Raw genomic sequence first — 18694 nt, forward strand, 5'->3', positions numbered from 1 at the left:
CCGTGGCATTCGAAGCGATCACCAACCGCGGTGAGTACATCTCCGCCCACTACCTGGCCGAGCTGTTCGCCCGCGACCTCACCGACCTGCGCAAGCGCTGGACCTCGGCGGACCGGGCCGGCGCGCCGTCGTCCCGGTCGGGCGTGAAGAACCTGCGCCGCGAGTACTTCAAGGCCAAGGTCCGCATCACCGAGAACGACGCCGTCGACGGCCCCGAGGTGCGGGACCTCAACGACCGCCTGCTGGCGGCGCTGGCGTACATCGCGCCGAAGGGCGAGGGCTCCGAGGAGACTTCGGAACCCGAGGGTTCCACCCACACCCGGCTGCACCGCGGCGACTTCGACGTGATGCAGGGCGACAAGGAACGGTCGGTGCCGGTGGCGCTGGCCGTCACGGGCCCCGGGGGTGTGGAACTCGTCGCCCTGGACGTCACCTGGGAGGTGGACGGCGAGCTCGTCGTCGCGGATGTCGAGGACGGCGGCGCCCGCCTGCTCGACCCGATCCAGCTCGACGGCAAGGACCGCGTCACGGGTGCGCACGAGGCCGTCACCTTCCTCTTCGGCTGCGACGACGGCTACGCCCCGCGCTATGTCCTGCTCCTCGCGGGTGGCGTCGTCCTGCTCGCCGACCGCACAGCCTGGCACGAGGGCAGGTTCCTCGCGGTGAGCGTGGACGAGGCCCTGGACCGCAACCTCAGCGCGGACGGCGAGGAACTGGAAGCGGTGGCCGCGCTCTTCGGCGCCGAGTCGCTGCTCACCGAGGGCGGTGTCGCCGGCTACCTGGACAACCTGGTCGACAAGGGCCGCAAGCACGCGGTCGGAGTATCGAAGGAACTCCGAGAAGGCCTGCGCCAGTCCGTCGAGCTCATCGCCCAGGAGATCCTGGACCGCATCAAGTGTGGCGGTGCGGACCCGGCGGAGCTGGGCGACCCCTCCGACCTCGCGAGCCGACTCACTCGCGAGTCGCTGCGCTACCTCTACCGGATCCTGTTCCTGCTCTACGCGGAGGCCCGCCCCGAACTCGGCATCCTGCCCAGCAAGGACGAGGCTTACCAGGACGGCTACGGCCTCGCCCGGCTCGGCGAACTGGTCTCCTACGACCTTCCGGAGGAGGCCCAGGACGGCACCCACTTCGCCGAATCCCTGGACCTGCTGTTCCGCCTGGTCGACCAGGGCCACCGCCCGCTGGGCACGGAGAAGAAGCCCTCCGACGACAACGTCACCGTCCTCGATGCGGACGGCCTGCGCTTCGAGGCGCTGCGCAGCGACTTGTTCAAGGCCGACGCGACTCCGTTGATCGGCACGGTCTCGATCGACGGCCAGCGGATCGACACGCGGCTTCGGAACAAAGTCCTGTGGCGGGTCCTCAACCTGCTGATGCTCACCCAGGGCCGCCGCAGCGGCCGCGGCAAGGCCGGCGGCGGCACCGGCAAGGGCTTTATCTCCTACGCGCAGCTCGGCATCAACCAGTTGGGCGCGGTGTACGAGGGCCTGATGTCCTACACCGGCTTCTTCGCCTGGGACGACCTGTACGAGGTCGCCAAGCCGGACTCCGACGGACTGAGCGGCACCTGGGTCGTACCGCTGAAGGACGCGGACAACTACGACGAGGAAGTCTTCGTCAAGCGGACCGACGAGCTGACGGGCGCCAAGAAGCGGGTCCTGCACAAGAAGGGCACGTTCGTCTACCGGCTGTCCGGGCGTGAGCGGCAGCGCTCGGCGTCGTACTACACGCCGGAGGTTCTGACCCGGAGCACCGTCAAGCACGCGCTGGCCGAGCTGCTGGATCAGGACGGGAAGACGACACCCGCACGGGACATTCTCGACCTCACGGTGTGCGAGCCCGCCCTGGGCTCCGGCGCGTTCCTCAACGAGGCCATCAACCAGCTCGCGGCGGAGTACCTGCGACGACGGATGGCCGAACTCGGCGGCGAGCAGCTGCCGCCGGACCGCTACGAGGCGGAACTCCAGAAGGTCAAGGCCTACCTCGCGCTGCACAACTGCTACGGCGTCGACCTCAACCAGACGGCCGTGGAGCTGGCGGAGGTCTCGCTCTGGCTCAACTCGATGCACGAGGGCCTGAAGGCCCCCTGGTTCGGCCTGCACCTGCGGCGCGGCAACTCGCTGATCGGTGCGCGGCGGGCGGTGTACGCGTCGGAGGCCCTGAAGAAGAAGGCTTGGCTGACGACGGTCCCGACGGACCGGCCGCTGCGGGCTGGGGCCGAGGAGGGACAGTTCCGGGCGGGCGAGGAGATCCATCACTTCCTGCTGCCGGCCAAGGGCTGGGGCGCAGTCGCCGACGCCAAGCAGGCGAAAGAACTAGCGAAGGACGAGCGCGACGCACTTGCGGAGTGGCGCAAGGCCGTCACCGCGACCCTGTCCGCGGCCCAGGGCAAGCGGCTGCTCGCGCTGGCGACCCGGGTCGAGCGGCTGTGGGAGCTGGCGAAGCGCCGCCTGATCGTGAGTGAGCGGGAGGTACGGCGCCAGATCGACGTCTGGGAGGTCGACCCTGACAAGCCGCTGCCTAAGGCATCGGGGGATGTGACCCGCGAGCAGATCGAAAGCGCCCTCAACGAGCCGGGCTCGCCGCGCGGCCGGCTGAAGCTGGTCATGGACGCCTGGTGCGCCTTGTGGTTCTGGCCGGTGGGCCAGCCGGACACGCCGACGCCGCCAACCATGGAGGAGTGGCTGTCATTCTGCGAGGCGGTGCTGGGCGTTCCTGCTGCCAAGGCCAAGGCTAGGTCGTCCAGCCGTATTGGCGGCGGTGCGGCAGGACTAGACGATGAATTCGGTCTGTTCGCCGATACCGGCGAGTTCGAGAAGCTAGCAATGGATGATGAGTTCGACCGAGTTATGAGCCAGTGCGTGGAATTGCCGTTGGTGACGGCTCAATTCCTATGGCTGAGTGAGGTGGACTCGATCACTCGGAGGGAGGGGTTCTTCCACTGGGAGCTGGAATTTGCTCACCTGTTCGAGCGTGGTGGTTTTGATTTGCAAGTGGGGAATCCGCCTTGGCATAGGCCTACATGGGACGATGACCTGACTCTCGCCGAATATGATCCGTGGTTCGGTCTAGCGGGCACTGCAAGCGAGAAGGTGAAATCTACGCATCGTGATGTAGTCCTAAGGGATTCGTCGAACCTTCGTGGTTACTTGACGGAACTTAATTCATGGGCTGGTGCGAGTGCGCACCTTGGGTCCGCAATCGAGAACCCTGTCTTGGCTGGGTTGCAGACAAACTTTTACACTAATTTCGTTTCTCAAGTGTGGCGGAATTTGGGCAGTTCAGGAATTTCTGGCCTCGTTCATCCAGATACGCACTTCACCGATCCGAAGGGTGGCGCACTGCGTAGTGCGGCATATCGGAGGCTAAGGCGACATTTCCAGTTTCGAAATGAACTAAAGCTGTTCGAGATCGGCAATACGAGAGATTACGCGATTCACGTTTACGGTGAAGCTAGGGATGTTTCCTTCATTAATTCTTCAGGTCTTCTCCATCCGTCTACTGTTGACGAATCGATCGCGCATAATGGGTTCGGGGAGGAGCCTGGAAGGCAGTTTGAGTCTGGCGGCTGGGATCTTCGGCCGCACCGTAATCGCCTAATTAACGTTGATGTCCTGACTCTAGGTGCATGGGCGGCGCTGGTAGACCCTGAGGGGACACCGGAGGTGGAGGCCAGGATGCTTCGTACTTTGACGAAGAGGGACAATGAAGCATCGATTGCGCTCTCTTCTTTTCCTCTGCGTCTAGGGGACTATGAGTTCTGGTGGACTTCTGCTCTGCATGAAAAGGGGGCGAAGGAGGACGGGATTATTGAGCGCCGAACAGAGACTCCCTCAAGCTGGTCTGATGTAGTTCTGCAAGGTCCTCATTTTTCGGTTGCAACGCCATTTTCTAAGGAGCCCAATCCGGGGTGCAAGTCGAATAAAGACTACTCGGCTCAATCGCTAGAATCTCTTGCTGCCTCTGTCTTGCCGCGCACGAATTATCAGCGCGTGTGTTCGATCGTCGAATTTGCCGGTGCTCAAGGGGACTGGTCCGGGCGTGCTCCCAGTTCCTACTATCGCGTCGCGTGGCGTCGCATGGTTGACCCAATCACAGAGAGGACCCTCCAGGCTGCGCTCCTTCCTCCTGGTCCTACTCATGTAAATACCGTGCATACGATGGCTATGTCTACCACCCATCAGACTGCGGTGCTGAGTGGCCTATGGGTTGGGTTGCCATTTGACTACTTGGTGAAAATTTCCGGGAAAGCGGATGTTCAAGGTGAGGCGATTTACAGGTTCCCTGCTCCGCTAAATCATCCAGTCGCGACACCGCTTCTCCTTCGTACTCTTCGCCTCAACTGCCTCACCCGCGACTACGCCCCTATCTGGGAAGAGCTCTTTGAGCCTGCATGGCTCACCGACCGCTGGACTGACCGCAATTCTCCCCGCCCGCCGATTCAGGCCGTCGAGCCCACCTGGTCGATGGCAACCCCCCTCCGCACGGAGTATGACCGCCGCATGGCCCTGGTCGAGATCGACGCCCTCGTAGCCGTCATGCTCGGCCTCACCGCCGAGCAGCTCTGCGCGATGTACCGCTCCCAGTTCGCCGTGCTCCGGAAGTACGAGTGGGAGATGTTCTTCGCCCCCGACGGTCACAAGATCGGCGCGGCGACGCACAACGTCGGCATCCGTCAAACCCCCGAAGAGACCGCCTTCGTAAAAGCCTGGGCCAAGGCCGCCCGCGCCGGCGACCCCACCCCCGCCATCCCCGAGGGCTGGGTAAAGCCGAACCGCGAGGCCGAGATGACCCGCGCCCACGCGGACTTCACCGCCCGCCTCCACGCCGGCGAATACGGCGACTACGCCGCCTACCTCGCCGAGCACCCCCTCACCACGCCCACGCCCACCCCCGCCCCGGAAGGCAAGTAGTCACCGCCATGCTTCCCTCTCTGGCCGCCGAGGATCTGCGTCGTGCCCTCGCCGCGTACCTGACGACGAGCTTCGCGCTCGCCGACGACGACGTCCGCGAGGAGCTCGAGGCGTTCCTGGAGCGGCCGGAGAGCAGGCTCTTCCGGGGCCCGTACCTCCGTGTTCGCACCCCCTTCCGGGAGGCCCCCCGGGGCTGGGAGCAGGCCCTCGACTGGTACCCCGACGGCTTCCGCCCCTATACCCACCAGGCCACCGCCTGGCAACGCCTCTCCAGCAAGTCGGGCCACGCCCCCGAGCCGACAATCGTCACCACCGGCACCGGCTCCGGCAAGACGGAGTCGTTCCTCATCCCGATCCTGGACCACTGCGCCCGCGCCCGAGCCGCCGGAGTGAAGGGCGTCAAGGCGCTCCTGCTGTACCCGATGAACGCGCTGGCCGACGACCAGGCCCGCCGTATCGACGACCTGCTCGCCAAGAACCCCGCTCTCTCCTCCGTCACCGCCGGCGTCTACATCGGGGGAACCGCCGGCAACCGCCCCCCGGAGGACGAGGACGAGGACGCGCCCGGCTCCTACGCCCGCGAGGCCGGCGCGAGCACGATCACCCCCGCCCAGCTGTCGCCCGACAGCCGCCTGATCACCGACCGCGAGGCGATCCGGGCCAACCCGCCGGACCTCCTCCTCACCAACTACAAGATGCTGGACCTCCTCCTCCAGCGTGTCCCGGACGTCCCGCTCTGGAAGGACGGCGGGCTGACCTACGTCGTCCTGGACGAGTTCCACACCTACGACGGCGCCCAGGGCACCGACGTCGCCATGCTGCTGCGCCGCCTCGGCGCGGCCACCGGCAAGGCGGAACCGGGCCGCCCGCTCGGCACGATCACCCCCGTCGCCACCTCCGCCACCCTCGGCGGCGGCGCCCCCGCCGACGAGGTCGCCCCGGACGCCGACGGCCCGCAGAAGTCGGACCGCGAACTCCTCCTCGAATTCGCCGAGAAGGTCTTCGGAACGCCCTTCCCCGACACCGCCCTCATCGGCGAGGACCGCCAGTCACCCGCCGACTTCGTCGCCGAACCGGACTTCCTCCTCCCCGTCCCCTCACCGGCCGCCCTCGCCGCGGTCCCCGACCCCCTCGACGACCCCACCGCCATCCACCGACTGGCGGAACTCGTCGTCGGCATGGACTTCGCCGACCCCATCGGACTCGGCAGGAAACTCCGCCAGCACAACCTCATCCGGGCCCTCCTCGACGTCGCCGGAGACCTCCCCGTCACCGTCCCCGACATCGCCCGGGAGTTCGCCAAGCGCGGCGGTGGCGCGGCCTGGGACGAGGCGGCCCGTGCGGACGTCGACCTGGTCGCGACCGGCCTCGCCCGGCTGCTCGCCCTCGTGTCGACCGCCCGCGCCGAGGACCCGGACACCGGCCGCATCGGCCCGTTCCTGCGCGTCGAGGCGCAGCTCTGGGTGCGCGAGGTACGCCGTGTCATCCGCGCCGCGACGGCGACCCCGCACTTCCGCTGGTTCGACGACGACGGCCCCACCGGGGACACCCAGCCCAACCCGGCCAACCTCGCCGTCTACCCCGCCGCCGAGGTGGACGGCACCGCCGACGCCGAAGCGGAGAAGGACACCGGCCCCGGCGCCCCGGCCCCGTTCGTCCGGCCCGTCGGCCCGGCCTACCGGGCCCACCTCCCCGCCGTGTACTGCCGCCACTGCGGACGTTCGGGCTGGGCGGCGCTCTCCACGGACCTGGAGTGGCAGCAGCTCAAGACCAAGCCGCTGGAGATCTACCGGGCCTCCGCCCAGAACAACCGTGCCGTGCGCTGGATGATCCGCGCCAGGCCCGGCGAGCACACCCCCGTCTTCCTGCACGCCGAGGAAGGCGAGCTGCGGACCGTGGCCGGCAGCGAGACCGTGCCCGTGCTCACCGTCCCCGGGCCGATCCCCGCCGGCGCGGGCGACCGGTGCCCGTCCTGCGACCTCGCCGACGGCATGCGCTTCCTCGGCGCGGGCACCGCCACCCTCGCCTCCGTCACCACCACCCAGCTCTTCTCCGACCGGGGCCTGACCGACGACGAACGCAAACTGCTCGTCTTCACCGACTCCGTGCAGGACGCCACGCACCGGGCCGCGTTCATCGCGAACCGCAGCTTCGGCTTCACCTTCCGCGGGCTGCTCGCCGAGCAGCTCAAGCCGGGCGTCCCCGTTGCCGTGCACGACCTCGCCACCGACGCGGCCGAAGCCGTCGTGACGGCCGCCGAGAAGGGCGAGCGGAGCAAGCTCGCCTCGATCGTCCCGCCCGACCTGCGGGACAACCCGGAGATCCGCACCCTCCTCACCGGCGAGGGGTTCAGCGACGCGGGCGCGTACATGCTGCAGGACCGCATGGTCTTCCAGACCCTGATGGAGTTCGGCCTGCGCTCCCGCCTCGGCCGCACCCTCGAACTGACCCGCACCACCGCCGTCGAGGTGGAACTGCCCGACGCCGCCACCGTCGCCGCGCTGCTGCGGGAGGCCCACCAGCGTCTCCCCGGACAGATCATGCTCCCCGCCGACGACACCGCGTACCAGGTCTACCTGCGCGGGCTCCTTGAGCGGATGCGGCTGCGCGGCGCGCTGTTCCACCCCTGGCTGAAGGAGTACATCGCGCAGGCCGGCGCCCGCCGCTGGCCGATCTGGGGCGGACGGCCCACCGGGATGCCCGCCTTCCCGCGCGGCCTCGCCGCACCGGCCTTCCCGATCCTCGGAAAACTCGGGACGTCCGACTTCGACTCGCTCAACCGCGACAACACCTGGTTCGCCGACTGGGGCCACCGGACTCTCGGCTGCACGCGACACGAGGCCCGCGCCGTCGCCGAGCAGGCGATGAAGTTGCTGGCCCAGCGCGAGGTCCTGGCCACCTACCCCGGCGACGGCGGCTCGACCGTCTTCGCGCTCCGGCCGCGCACCATCATGGTGCACAGCCTCGCCACCGACCCGTCGTCGCCCGACGACGCCTACGGCGCCGCCGTCAACGACTACGGCGTCCGCTGCGACAGCTGCACATGGCGCCACACCGTGCCGCCCGGTCGGCGCGACGACTGGCTCGGCACCCCCTGCCTGCGCTTCCAGTGCACCGGCACCTTCACCACCGACGACCGCGACTACCGCGACGACTACTACCGCCGCCTCTACACCGTCGACCGGCCCGGGGACGTCCTCACCGCCGAGCACACGGGCGCCCTGAGCCGGGCCCGCCGCGAGGAGGTCGAGCAGGCCTTCAAACTGCGCCGCGCGCCCTTCGACCCGAACGTGCTGACCTGCACGCCCACCCTCGAACTTGGCATCGACATCGGCGACCTGTCCGCCGTACTGCTGGCCTCCCTGCCTCCCGCGCCCGCCAACTACGCGCAGCGCATCGGCCGCGCTGGACGCAGCACAGGCAACTCGCTCACCGTCACCTTCGTCCCCCGCGGCGCCCGCAACCAGTACTACCTGCACGCACCCGAGCAGATGCTCGCCGGGCGGATCATCCCTCCGGACTGCTACCTCGACGCCTCCGAGATCCTGCACCGCCAGTACCTGGCGTACCTGCTGGACCGGGCCGCGGACCGCAGCCTGTGGCAGGGGACGGCGATGCCCGAGGAGCCCATGCCGCACCGCATCGGCGCGCTCTTCACCCGCGGGCTGGCCGAAGGCGGCTGGTTCCGCCGCTTCCTGGACGTCGCCCAGGCCCGCCACGCCGAACTCGCCTCCGCCTTCATCGCGCTCTTCCCCGCCATGTCGCCGGAGGCCGAACAGGGGCTGCGGCAGTTCGCCGCGCTGAAGCTGGAGGAGTCGGTGGGCAAGGCTGCCACCGCCTGGCGTAAGCGTCTGGAGGCACTGCGCTCCCGCTCCCGGCAGATCGGCCGCGCCTTCGACGCCCTGTCCACCGCCTCCGGCGACCGCGAACGCGACGAACAGCGCCGCCAGCTCTACGCGGAGCGCAGGTCCGTCAACAAGCGCCGGGACGCCCTGGTCGGCGAGAACTCGGTCAACGCCATGGTCCGGCTCGGCCTGCTGCCCAACTACACGCTCCACGACGACGCCACGCTCCTGGACGCCACCCTGTGGTGGAAGGACGCCGACGGCGAGTTCCAGGAGAAACTCACCGAGTACGGGCGAGGCTCGCGCACCGGCCTGCTGGAACTCGCGCCCGGCAACACCTTCCACAGCGACGGCTACAAGTACATCGTCAACGGCGTGGACCTGGGCGCCGGCGAGGGCGACACCGCTTACGCCCAGTGGCGGCTGTGCCCGGAGTGCGGCTACGTCGCCACCGCCGAGACCGGATCCGACCTGACCGCCTGCCCGCGCTGCCAGGCCGCGCAGATCGGCGACCCGGGCGCCCTCCACACCGTCCTCGTGCCCGAACGCGTCACCGCCCGCGAGCGCCGCGAGGACGCGCGGCTCACCGACGAGCGCGACGAGCGCGAGCGGCGCCGGTTCGCCGACCTCACGTTGGTGGACATCGACCCGGACCAGCCGCAGGGGCTGCGAGCCTGGAAGCGGAAGGGGGACCTGCCGTTCGGTGTGGAGTTTGCGCGGGAGGCGACCATCCGCACTCTGAACCTTGGTCCGGCCGCCGTCGCGGGACCCGAGCACCAGATCGCGGGGGAGCAGGTCCAGGTCCCCGGCTTCGAGACCTGCCTGGAGTGCGGGGCCGTACGCGGCGTGCACCCGCAGGCGTGGGACCGCAACGCCCAGCGGATCGGCACCCGGCACGCGTACTGGTGCGGACACAAGGACGACGGGATCGACGCCGAACCGGTACAGCGGCTCGTCCTCGCCCACGAGCTGACGACCCAGGCGCTGCGCATCCTGCTGCCCTTCTCGACCCTGCACCTGGAGACCCGGCTGGTGTCGTTCAAGGCGGCGCTGCTGCTGGGCATCACCAAGCACTTCGGAGGCGCCCCCGACCACCTGCGGGTCGTCACCGCCACCATGCCGGGCGGCACGCAGGAACTGCGCCGCCGGTTCCTCGTCCTGCACGACTCCATGCCCGGCGGCACGGGCTACCTGGAACACCTCGCCGACCGCACCGTGCTGCACCGGGTGCTGACCCTCGCCCAGACCGCGCTGCGGGACTGCCCCTGCGGCAAGGAGAATGTCCGCACCCCCTGTCACCGGTGCCTGCTCCCGCACGTCAGAAGCGACGAGCACCCCCACGCGTCGCTGCGCGTCGCCAGGGAACTCCTGGACGAGATCCTCACCGACTGGGACACCGAGGACGTCGACACCCTGTCCGGCGTGCGCATCGACCAGCTCGCCGACAGCGAACTGGAGGCCCAGTTCGTCCGCACCCTCGTCGAGTGGGGCAGCCGCCCGCAGGAGACCGGCACGGTGACGCCCCGCGCCGGTGAACGCGGCATGGAGTACGAGCTGCGCTTCACCCGGCCCGACGGCGGCACCACCCGCTGGCTCTTCCAGGACCACGTACGCCAGCTGACGTCCGCGCCCAGCGAACCGGACTACCTGCTGACCCGGATCGACGGGCCCTCCACCCGCATCGCGGTCTTCCTCGACGGCTACGCCTACCACGCCAGCGTCGGCATCAACCGGATCGCCGACGACGCGGCCAAGCGCGAGGCGCTGCGCGCCGACGGCACGCAGGTGTGGCAGTTCACCCACGCCGACGTCATGGCCTGGAAGACGGCCGTGGAGGGGACCTCGGCCGACCGCGAGGTGCGCACGCCCGCGGAGCCGCTCCTCGGTGACAACGCGCTGAAGACGGCCCGGCAGATCCACCAGTCCCTGATCGGCGGTCCGCGCTCGGAGGACACCCTGGACCCGGTGCTGCGCAACCCGATCGAGACCCTGCTGGCGGTACTCGCCGACCCCGACGCGGAGAAGTGGTCCCGCAAGGCCGCCGCCCTCATCGGCGGCTTCGCCGGGGGCGGGGCGTCGAGGCAGCCGGTCGACCGGCAGGCCGCAGGCGAACGACTGCCGCAGATACTGGTCGGCGACCCCCTGCCCACCCCTGCCGGCCAGGCAGCCCCCGACGCCATGGCACTGGACGCCCGCACACCGGGCGGGCTGCGTGTCATCGGCCTGCTCGACCGGCGGGCCGAGCCCTCGACCGGACAGCCCGGCATGTCCGCCTGGTCGGCCTTCACCGTCCTGGACGACCGCGACGAGGCCATGGCTGAACCCGCCCATCGCCGGCGCTGGGCCGACTGGCTGCGCTGGTCCAACCTGCTGCAACTGCTGACCGGCGCCCACGGCCCCGCACTCCCGCGCTCGTTCCACCAGGTGGCCGTGTCCACGGCCGCACAGGTGGACGCGCACGCGGTCGCCCTGCTCGCGGGCGCGCTGCCCACCACGAGCGGTGTACCCGAGCAACTGCCGCAGCCCTGGGCGGAAGCGGTCGAGTGGGCCGCCCCGCAGGTCGAGGAGCTGCTGTTCGCCCTGGTCAAGGAAGCGCACACGCGCCGCTACGGCGCTCCGGAGGTCGGCTTCGAGCTCGACGAGCGGATGCCGGACCAGGCGGAACTCGCCTGGCCCGACGCCAGGGTGGCGGTCTTCCTCGACACGAACGAGGACCGGGACGCGGCGTTCGCGGCGGCCGGCTGGCACGTCGCCCACGCGGAAACTGTTGATGTGGCCGAGCTGGCCGAGCGTTTGGAGAACCGCTGATGTCCAAGGCCCAGGTCGTCATGGCTGACGTCTTCGGCAAGTACTACGACGCCCTGGACGGGGCCGTCCAGGCGCAGGTGCTGCAGTTCATCATGAAGATGCAGCGCGACCCGGACGCCAACGGCCTCAACCTCAAGCCGCCGAAGGGCGGCCGGGACAAGCGGGTCCGCACGGCCAGGATCAACGACAACTTCCGGGCCGTGCTCATGCACTACGCCGACCGGATCTACTACCTGGTCGCGGTACTGCCGCACGACGACGCCTACACCCTCGCCTCCCACATCATCTTCGACATCAACAAGGTCACCGGCGGCGTCGAGCTGATCAACCTGGCGAGCGTCGAGGGCACCCTCACCGGACAGTCCGCCAAGACCACCACCGAGCAGACCGAGCCGTCGGTCTTCGCCGAGGTCTCCGACGCGGACTTCGACCGGCTCGGCGTCCACCCCTCGGTCGTCCCCGCCCTGCGGGAGATCCGCAGCGTCGACGCCATCCTCGGCTTCGTCGAGCACCTGCCGAAACTCGCCCGGGACGTGATCCTCTGCCTCGCCGACGGCATGACCGTCGAGCAGGTCTGGGAACAGGTCAGCTCGGTGGCCGCCACCAGCGACACCGTCGACCCGGAGGACTACGAGGCCGCCAACGAACGCCCCGCGACCAAGGAGTCGTTCGTCATCACCGGCGACGTCGCCGAGTTCAAGCAGATCATGTCCGAGCCGCTGTCGGCCTGGCGGATCTTCCTGCACCCGGCACAGCGCGCCCTGGCCGAGCGCAAGACCCCCAACAAGGGGTCCGTGCGCGTCACCGGCGGCCCCGGCACGGGCAAGACCGTCGTGGCCCTCCACCGGGTCAAGGCCCTCGCCGAACGGATGCCGCCGGGCCAGGCGATCCTGCTCACCACCTACACCACCACCCTCGCCGAACTGCTGCGCTCCCTGCTGGAGGACCTCGGCGGCGCACAGCTCACGGCGAAGGTCGACGTCCGCAACATCGACAAGGTCTCCTACGGCATAGCCAAGGACATCTTCGGCACCAAGACCCCGAAGCCGCTCGGTGACGACGAGATCCGCAAGCGCTGGGAGGAAGTCGCCGACGAGCAGCAGTCACACCGCTGGGACGCACGCTTCCTCGAAGCGGAATGGAAGCAGGTCGTCCTGGCCCAGGACGTACGCAGCCGCGACGAGTACTTCGCCGCCAGCCGGGCCGGCCGCGGCCGACGCCTCAACCGCCCCGAACGCGCCCAGGTGTGGGGGCTGATCGAAGCCTTCGAACACCGCCTGGACGCGGCCGGCGAGGTCGGCGTCACCCAGCTCGCCGCCCAGGCCGCCCGGATCGCCTCCGGCTGGAACGACGAGACGCGCCCGTACCGGCACATCGTCGTGGACGAGGCCCAGGACCTGCACGCCGCGCACTGGAAGCTGCTGCGGGCACTGGTCCCGGACGGCGAGGACGACCTGTTCATCGTCGGCGACGCCCACCAGAGGATCTACGGCAACCAGACCCCGCTGAGCGCCCACGGCATCAACGTGCGAGGCGGACGCTCCAAGCGGCTCACCCTGAACTACCGCACGACCCGGCAGATCCTCGGCACCTCCCTGAGCCTGCTGGGTGACGCGAAGTTCGACGACCTCGACGACTCGACCGAGGACCTGGCGGGCTACCGCTCCGTCCTCGGGGGAGCCAGGCCGGAGCTCGTCGAGCACTCCTCCACGGCCGCCGAGCTCGCCGGCCTGATCACCCGGATCGAGGGCTGGCTGGGCGAAGGGCTGAAGGAGGACGAGATCGTCGTCACCGCCCGGACCAACAAGCTCGTCAAGGCGGCGGTGGAAGCGCTGAACGGCGCGGGCATCAAGGCCGTCCAGGTGATGTCACGGCAGACCCCGGAGATCGGTGCCGGAGTGCACGTGATGACGATGCACCGGATCAAGGGGCTGGAGTACCGAGCGGTCGCGATCATCGGCGTGGGCGCGGACCACGTGCCCCAGCCCGGTGCGATGACTCCCGTGTCCGAGGACCGTCTGCAGCACGAGCGTGACCTGCAGCGCGAGCGCTCCCTGCTGTTCGTGGCAGCCACCAGGGCGCGCGAACAACTCGCCATCACCTGGGCGGGTAAACCCAGCCCTTTCCTGGAGGGCAGCCACTGACCTGGGGTGATTTGTCGGAGCAGCACGTTACAGTCGCCGCGGAGCCGACTGCTGTGCGGCTCTCACCTCAGAACGGGATGCGGGCGGACGAGATATGTACCTCAAGAATCTGCGCCTACGGAACATCAGGTCGTTCCACGGTGCGCGCACGGTCGACCTGGACCTGACCCGGCCCGACGGCTCGTACGCCGGCTGGACGGTGCTGGCGGGCCGTAACGGCTCGGGGAAGACGACGCTGCTGCGCGCACTCGCTCTCGCGGTCAGCGGGCCAGGGGTCGCCCGAAGTCTCGTTCCCGGGTTCGAGACCTGGGTCGCCCGGGACGAACGGGTGGCGAAGGCGGAGGTGTGCCTGGTACACGACGCCGAGGACGACGAGTTCACGGCGGGGAGGCGCCCGGCCCTGCCCGTCTGGGCCGGGCTGCGGTGGACCGCCTCCAATGAAGGGTCGCTGTCCGGCAAACCGGGCTCCAGCAGGACCGGCCAGCCGTCACTGATGCCCATCGGCTACCAGAAGGAACGCCCCGTCGCCCTGCGCGGCCCGTGGGCCGACAACCCCGTGGGATGGTTCTGCGCGGGGTACGGCCCCTTCCGCAGGCTGGCCGGCGGCTCCAGCGACATCCAGCGGCTGATGTCCACCTCGGGCCCGGTCGCCCGGCTGACCAGTCTCTTCCACGAGGACGCCTCCCTGGCGGAGGGCGTGAGCTGGCTCATCGAGCAGCATCTGCGCGCCTTCGAGGACCGCGAGGGTGCCCGGGACCTGAAGGCTGCCGCGCTGGCCATCCTCGGTGACGATCTGCTCCCCGACGACTACCGCGTCGACAGCGTCGACTCCGAAGGCCTCTGGGTCATCAACCGGAACCACAAGTTTCCGCTGAGGGAGATGAGCGACGGTTACCGTACGGTGGCCGCCCTGGTCGTGGACATCCTCAAACAGCTTCACGACGCCTATGGCGAACTCGTCCTCGACACGACGGACGGTGTGCCGAACGTGCCGAGTTCGGGAGTCGTCATCATCGACGAGATCGACGCCCATCTGCACGTCTCCTGGCAGAAGCGGATCGGCGGCTGGCTGAAGGCCCACTTCCCGAACATCCAGTTCATCGTCACCACGCACAGCCCGTACATCTGCCAGGCGGCCGACCCGGGCGGTCTGATCCGGCTCCCGGGCCCGGACGAGGACAGCCCGGTGGAAGTCGTGCCCGAGCACCTCTACGACCGCATCATCTTCGGCAGCGGGGACGACGCGGTCCTCTCCGACCTGTTCGGGCTCGACACTCCTTACTCGGAGAAGGCCGAGCAGAAGCGGGAGGAGCTCATCGCCCTGGAACTGGACGTGGTGCGCGGCCGCGCCAATGAGCAGGAGAAGGCCCGTTACAGGGCTCTGCAGCGCAAGCTGACCAGCTCCCCGGCGACTCGCGTCGACGAGATCACAGTCCGGCGCCACTCGGGCCGCACGCGGGGTGATTCGTGATCCGCATCACCCGAGGGGCCCTCCCGCAGCAGACCCTGACGGCCATGTCCGGTCACACGGACGACATCAGGCAGGCCCCCGTCCCACGGCAGCGGGCGAAGCAGTTATGGAAGCACACGACTGTACGGAGGCACGTACACCCGGCCCTGCGCACAGCCCTGGCGGAGATGGCGCCGGGCCTGGAACGCTGCATGTACTGCGGAGACAACCAGGGCACGGACATCGACCACTTCGAGCCCGTCCGCGAGAACCCGTTACGGACCTTCGACTGGAGCAACCACCTCCTGGCCTGCTCCCTGTGCAACAGCCACCTGAAGCGCGACGTCTTCCCGCTCGCCGCCGACGGCACGCCCCTGCTCATCGACCCGAGCAGCGAGGACCCCGCCGCACACCTGCACCTCTCGCTTGCCGCCGGCGTGTACGTGCACCTCACGGACAAGGGTGAGGAGACGATCAAAGTTTTCGGCCTCAACCGAGGCATTCTTGTCCGAGGACGTCTCAACGCCTACCGGATCACCCCGCTCCTGCTGAGGGAATGGCGCGCCGCCGTCGACAAGGGTGATCTTGAGGACGCTGCGGACTGCGCGGCCACCATCTGGGAGCAGCCGACCGCCGACGTCGTCCATGCCATGTTCCACCAGGCGCTCGCCCCTGGTGCCGAAGACATCTTCGTGGACGAGTCCGAAGCCCTTACTCTGCTGCAGGACCCGGACGTTCGTACAGCTCTTCTGTCCGGGGCCTGACCTGGGCCACGTCGGCTTGCGGGAAGCTGTCGACTCGACGGGAAATGATGAAGGACCCTTGGTGACCAAGGGTCCTTCATCAATCTCGCTGGTGTCCGAGGGGGGACTTGAACCCCCACGCCCGATAAAGGGCACTAGCACCTCAAGCTAGCGCGTCTGCCATTCCGCCACCCGGACAAGGTGTCTGTCGCGCGGGGTTTCCCCCGTGGCGACGACGTAAACATTACCAGGTGTTCCGGGGTGGCCGATCACCCCCGCCCGGCCGCGCCGTCGCGTGAACGGCGTGTGACGGGCCGGACCGGGTCTTGGGGCGCGACCGCGGGGGAGAGAGGATGAGGGGACGAGCCACCAGCGGGAACACCAGCAGCGGGAGGAAGCACGTGAGCGAGACGGACACGGCCAGGAGCGTCACCGGTGAGGACGAGGTCGTGGACCTCTGCCGCGAGCTGATCCGGATCGACACCAGCAACTACGGCGACCACTCGGGCCCCGGCGAGCGCAAGGCGGCCGAGTACGTCGCCGAGAAGCTCGCCGAGGTGGGCCTGGAGCCGCAGATCTTCGAGTCGCACCCGGGGCGCGCCTCCACGGTGGCCCGGATCGAGGGCGAGGACCCGTCCCGGCCCGCGCTGCTCATCCACGGCCACACCGACGTCGTACCGGCCAACGCCGACGACTGGACCCACCACCCCTTCTCCGGCGAGATCGCCGACGGATGCGTGTGGGGGCGCGGGGCCGTCGACATGAAGGACATGGACGCGATGACCCTCGCGGTCGTCCGCGACCGGATGCGCAGCGGACGCAAGCCCCCGCGCGACGTCGTCCTCGCCTTCCTCGCCGACGAGGAGGCCGGAGGGACGTACGGCGCCCGCCACCTGGTCGACCACCATCCGCACCTCTTCGAGGGCGTCACCGAGGCGATCAGCGAGGTGGGCGGCTTCTCGTTCACCGTCAGCGAGCAGCGCCGGCTGTATCTGATCCAGACGGCCGAGAAGGGCATGCACTGGATGAAGCTGACCGTGGCCGGCACCGCCGGGCACGGGTCGATGATCCACCGCGACAACGCCATCACCGAGCTGTCGGAGGCCGTCGCGCGCCTCGGCCGGCACACGTTCCCGGTCCGCGTCACGAAGACGACCCGGGCCTTCCTCGACGAACTCGGCGACGCCCTCGGGACCGAGCTCGACCCGGAGAACATGGAGGGGACCCTCGCCAGGCTCGGCGGCATCGCCAAGCTCATCGGCGCGACGCTGAGCAACACCGCCAACCCCACCCAGCTGGGCGCGGGCTACAAGGTCAACGTCATCCCGGGCGAGGCGACCGCGCACGTGGACGGCCGTTTCCTGCCCGGACACGAGGAGGAGTTCCTCGCCGACCTCGACCGGATCCTCGGTCCGAAGGTGCGGCGCGAGGACGTCCACTCCGACAAGGCCGTCGAGACCACGTTCGACGGAGCCCTCGTGGACGCGATGCAGTCCGCGCTGGTGGCCGAGGACCCGGCCGCCAAGGCCGTCCCGTACATGCTCTCCGGCGGGACGGACGCCAAGTCCTTCGACGACCTCGGCATCCGGGGCTTCGGCTTCGCGCCCCTCAAGCTGCCCCCGGAGCTGGACTTCGCCGGCATGTTCCACGGGGTCGACGAGCGGGTGCCGGTGGACGGCCTGAAGTTCGGTGTGCGGGTGCTCGACCGCTTCCTCGACGCGAGCTGAGACGGTTACCCGATGACCTCAATAATCGTCCAGACGTGCGGAGTTGACTGAAAAGAGTGAATGCGACGATAAGCTCGTAGCCTCATTACTCCGTCCTCGTTAGCCGTGATGTGATCCGCGACTTTGGATCGCTTTGCCAACAAGGAGGAATAATGCTGAAGAAGGTCGTCGCCGTCGCCGCCGCCACCGGTGGTCTGGTTCTCGCGGGCGCGGGCATGGCCGCCGCCGACTCCGGTGCCCAGGGTGCCGCCGTGCACTCCCCGGGTGTCCTTTCCGGCAACGTCGTGCAGGCCCCGATCCACGTCCCCGTGAACGTCTGCGGCAACACGATCTCCGTGATCGGGCTGCTGAACCCCGCCTTCGGCAACGTCTGCATCAACAAGTGACGTTGTGCCTCGCCCTCTAGGGCATGCCCGCTGAGGGCTCGAGCCCGTCGGCCCCGGAGCGCGCGCCATGCGCTCCGGGGCCGACCGGTCTCACCGAACGTCGGAACACCGGGAATCCGTCGAACGCCGATTCCCGGCACCAGGTCGAAGGCAGGGATTTCAGCAATGCGACAGGTCACCCGCAAGGGCCTGATGACGATGGCGGCCGCCACGGGCGTGCTCGCCGCCGCGAGCGGGGCCGCCCACGCCGACTCCGGCGCGACGGGCCACTCCGCCGGCTCACCCGGCGTGCTCTCCGGGAACACGGTGCAGGCGCCGGTGGACGTCCCGGTGAACGTCTGCGGCAACACGGTCGACGTCGTCGGTCTTCTCAATCCGTCCGTGGGGAACTCCTGCGCCAACCAGAGTGGCCCCTCCTCGCACGGCCACGGCGGTGCGCACGCCGACGGGTATGCCGAGGGCTCGCCCGGTGTGCTCTCCGGGAACGTGGTGCAGGCGCCGGTGCACGTGCCGGTGAACGTCTGCGGCAACAGCGTCAACGTTCTCGGCGCCGGAAACGTGGCCGTGGGCAACGACTGTGCGAACCAGGGCGGCTCCTCCTCGGACGGGTACGGCGACTCCGGCGGCCACGGCGGTGCGCACGCCGACGGGTATGCCGAGGGCTCGCCCGGTGTG

General features: G+C 69.0%; 8 protein-coding genes and 1 tRNA gene. 8 read left to right on the forward strand and 1 reads right to left on the reverse strand.

Annotation, left to right across the window (positions count from 1 at the left end):
• The first annotated feature begins 2 nt into the window (after positions 1–2).
• The 5 genes from ACF1DX_RS20995 (at position 3) to ACF1DX_RS21015 (ending at position 15927) form a co-directional block, all read left to right on the forward strand.
• Positions 3–4916, forward strand: coding sequence for an Eco57I restriction-modification methylase domain-containing protein (locus ACF1DX_RS20995; protein WP_391792668.1), 4914 nt, complete (start codon positions 3–5; stop codon positions 4914–4916).
• 8 nt (positions 4917–4924) lie between these two features.
• A complete protein-coding gene (locus tag ACF1DX_RS21000; protein WP_391792669.1) occupies positions 4925–11569 on the forward strand; it encodes a DEAD/DEAH box helicase in 6645 nt (2214 codons plus the stop codon).
• Positions 11569–13713 (forward strand): UvrD-helicase domain-containing protein, encoded by a 2145-nt coding sequence (locus tag ACF1DX_RS21005; RefSeq protein ID WP_391792670.1) that lies wholly within the window; start codon positions 11569–11571, stop codon positions 13711–13713. The genes ACF1DX_RS21000 and ACF1DX_RS21005 overlap by 1 nt, the downstream gene beginning before the upstream one ends.
• Before the next feature lie 94 nt (positions 13714–13807).
• The gene (locus ACF1DX_RS21010) at positions 13808–15184 is read left to right on the forward strand and encodes an AAA family ATPase (RefSeq protein ID WP_391792671.1); all 1377 of its coding nucleotides are present in this window, start codon (positions 13808–13810) and stop codon (positions 15182–15184) included.
• A gap of 191 nt (positions 15185–15375) precedes the next feature.
• The gene (locus ACF1DX_RS21015) at positions 15376–15927 is read left to right on the forward strand and encodes an HNH endonuclease (RefSeq protein ID WP_391792672.1); all 552 of its coding nucleotides are present in this window, start codon (positions 15376–15378) and stop codon (positions 15925–15927) included.
• A gap of 89 nt (positions 15928–16016) precedes the next feature.
• On the opposite strand, the gene ACF1DX_RS21020 is transcribed toward ACF1DX_RS21015, so the two are convergent.
• Positions 16017–16104: transfer RNA gene (locus ACF1DX_RS21020), tRNA-Leu, on the reverse strand.
• Positions 16105–16307: 203 nt separating this feature from the next.
• Between ACF1DX_RS21020 and ACF1DX_RS21025 the strand changes: the two genes are divergently transcribed.
• The 3 genes from ACF1DX_RS21025 to ACF1DX_RS21035 all read left to right on the forward strand — a co-directional run.
• The gene (locus ACF1DX_RS21025) at positions 16308–17633 is read left to right on the forward strand and encodes a M20/M25/M40 family metallo-hydrolase (protein WP_391792673.1); all 1326 of its coding nucleotides are present in this window, start codon (positions 16308–16310) and stop codon (positions 17631–17633) included.
• A gap of 152 nt (positions 17634–17785) precedes the next feature.
• On the forward strand, positions 17786–18019 hold the full coding sequence (chpH, locus tag ACF1DX_RS21030) for a chaplin ChpH (protein ID WP_030867217.1): 234 nt from the start codon (positions 17786–17788) through the stop codon (positions 18017–18019).
• Between the two features lie 165 nt (positions 18020–18184).
• Positions 18185–18694 (forward strand): chaplin (locus ACF1DX_RS21035; protein WP_391792674.1); only part of this gene is annotated, 510 nt, incomplete at its 3' end.

This window comes from Streptomyces sp. NPDC014676, assembly GCF_043084105.1.
Taxonomy (GTDB): Bacteria; Actinomycetota; Actinomycetes; order Streptomycetales; family Streptomycetaceae; genus Streptomyces.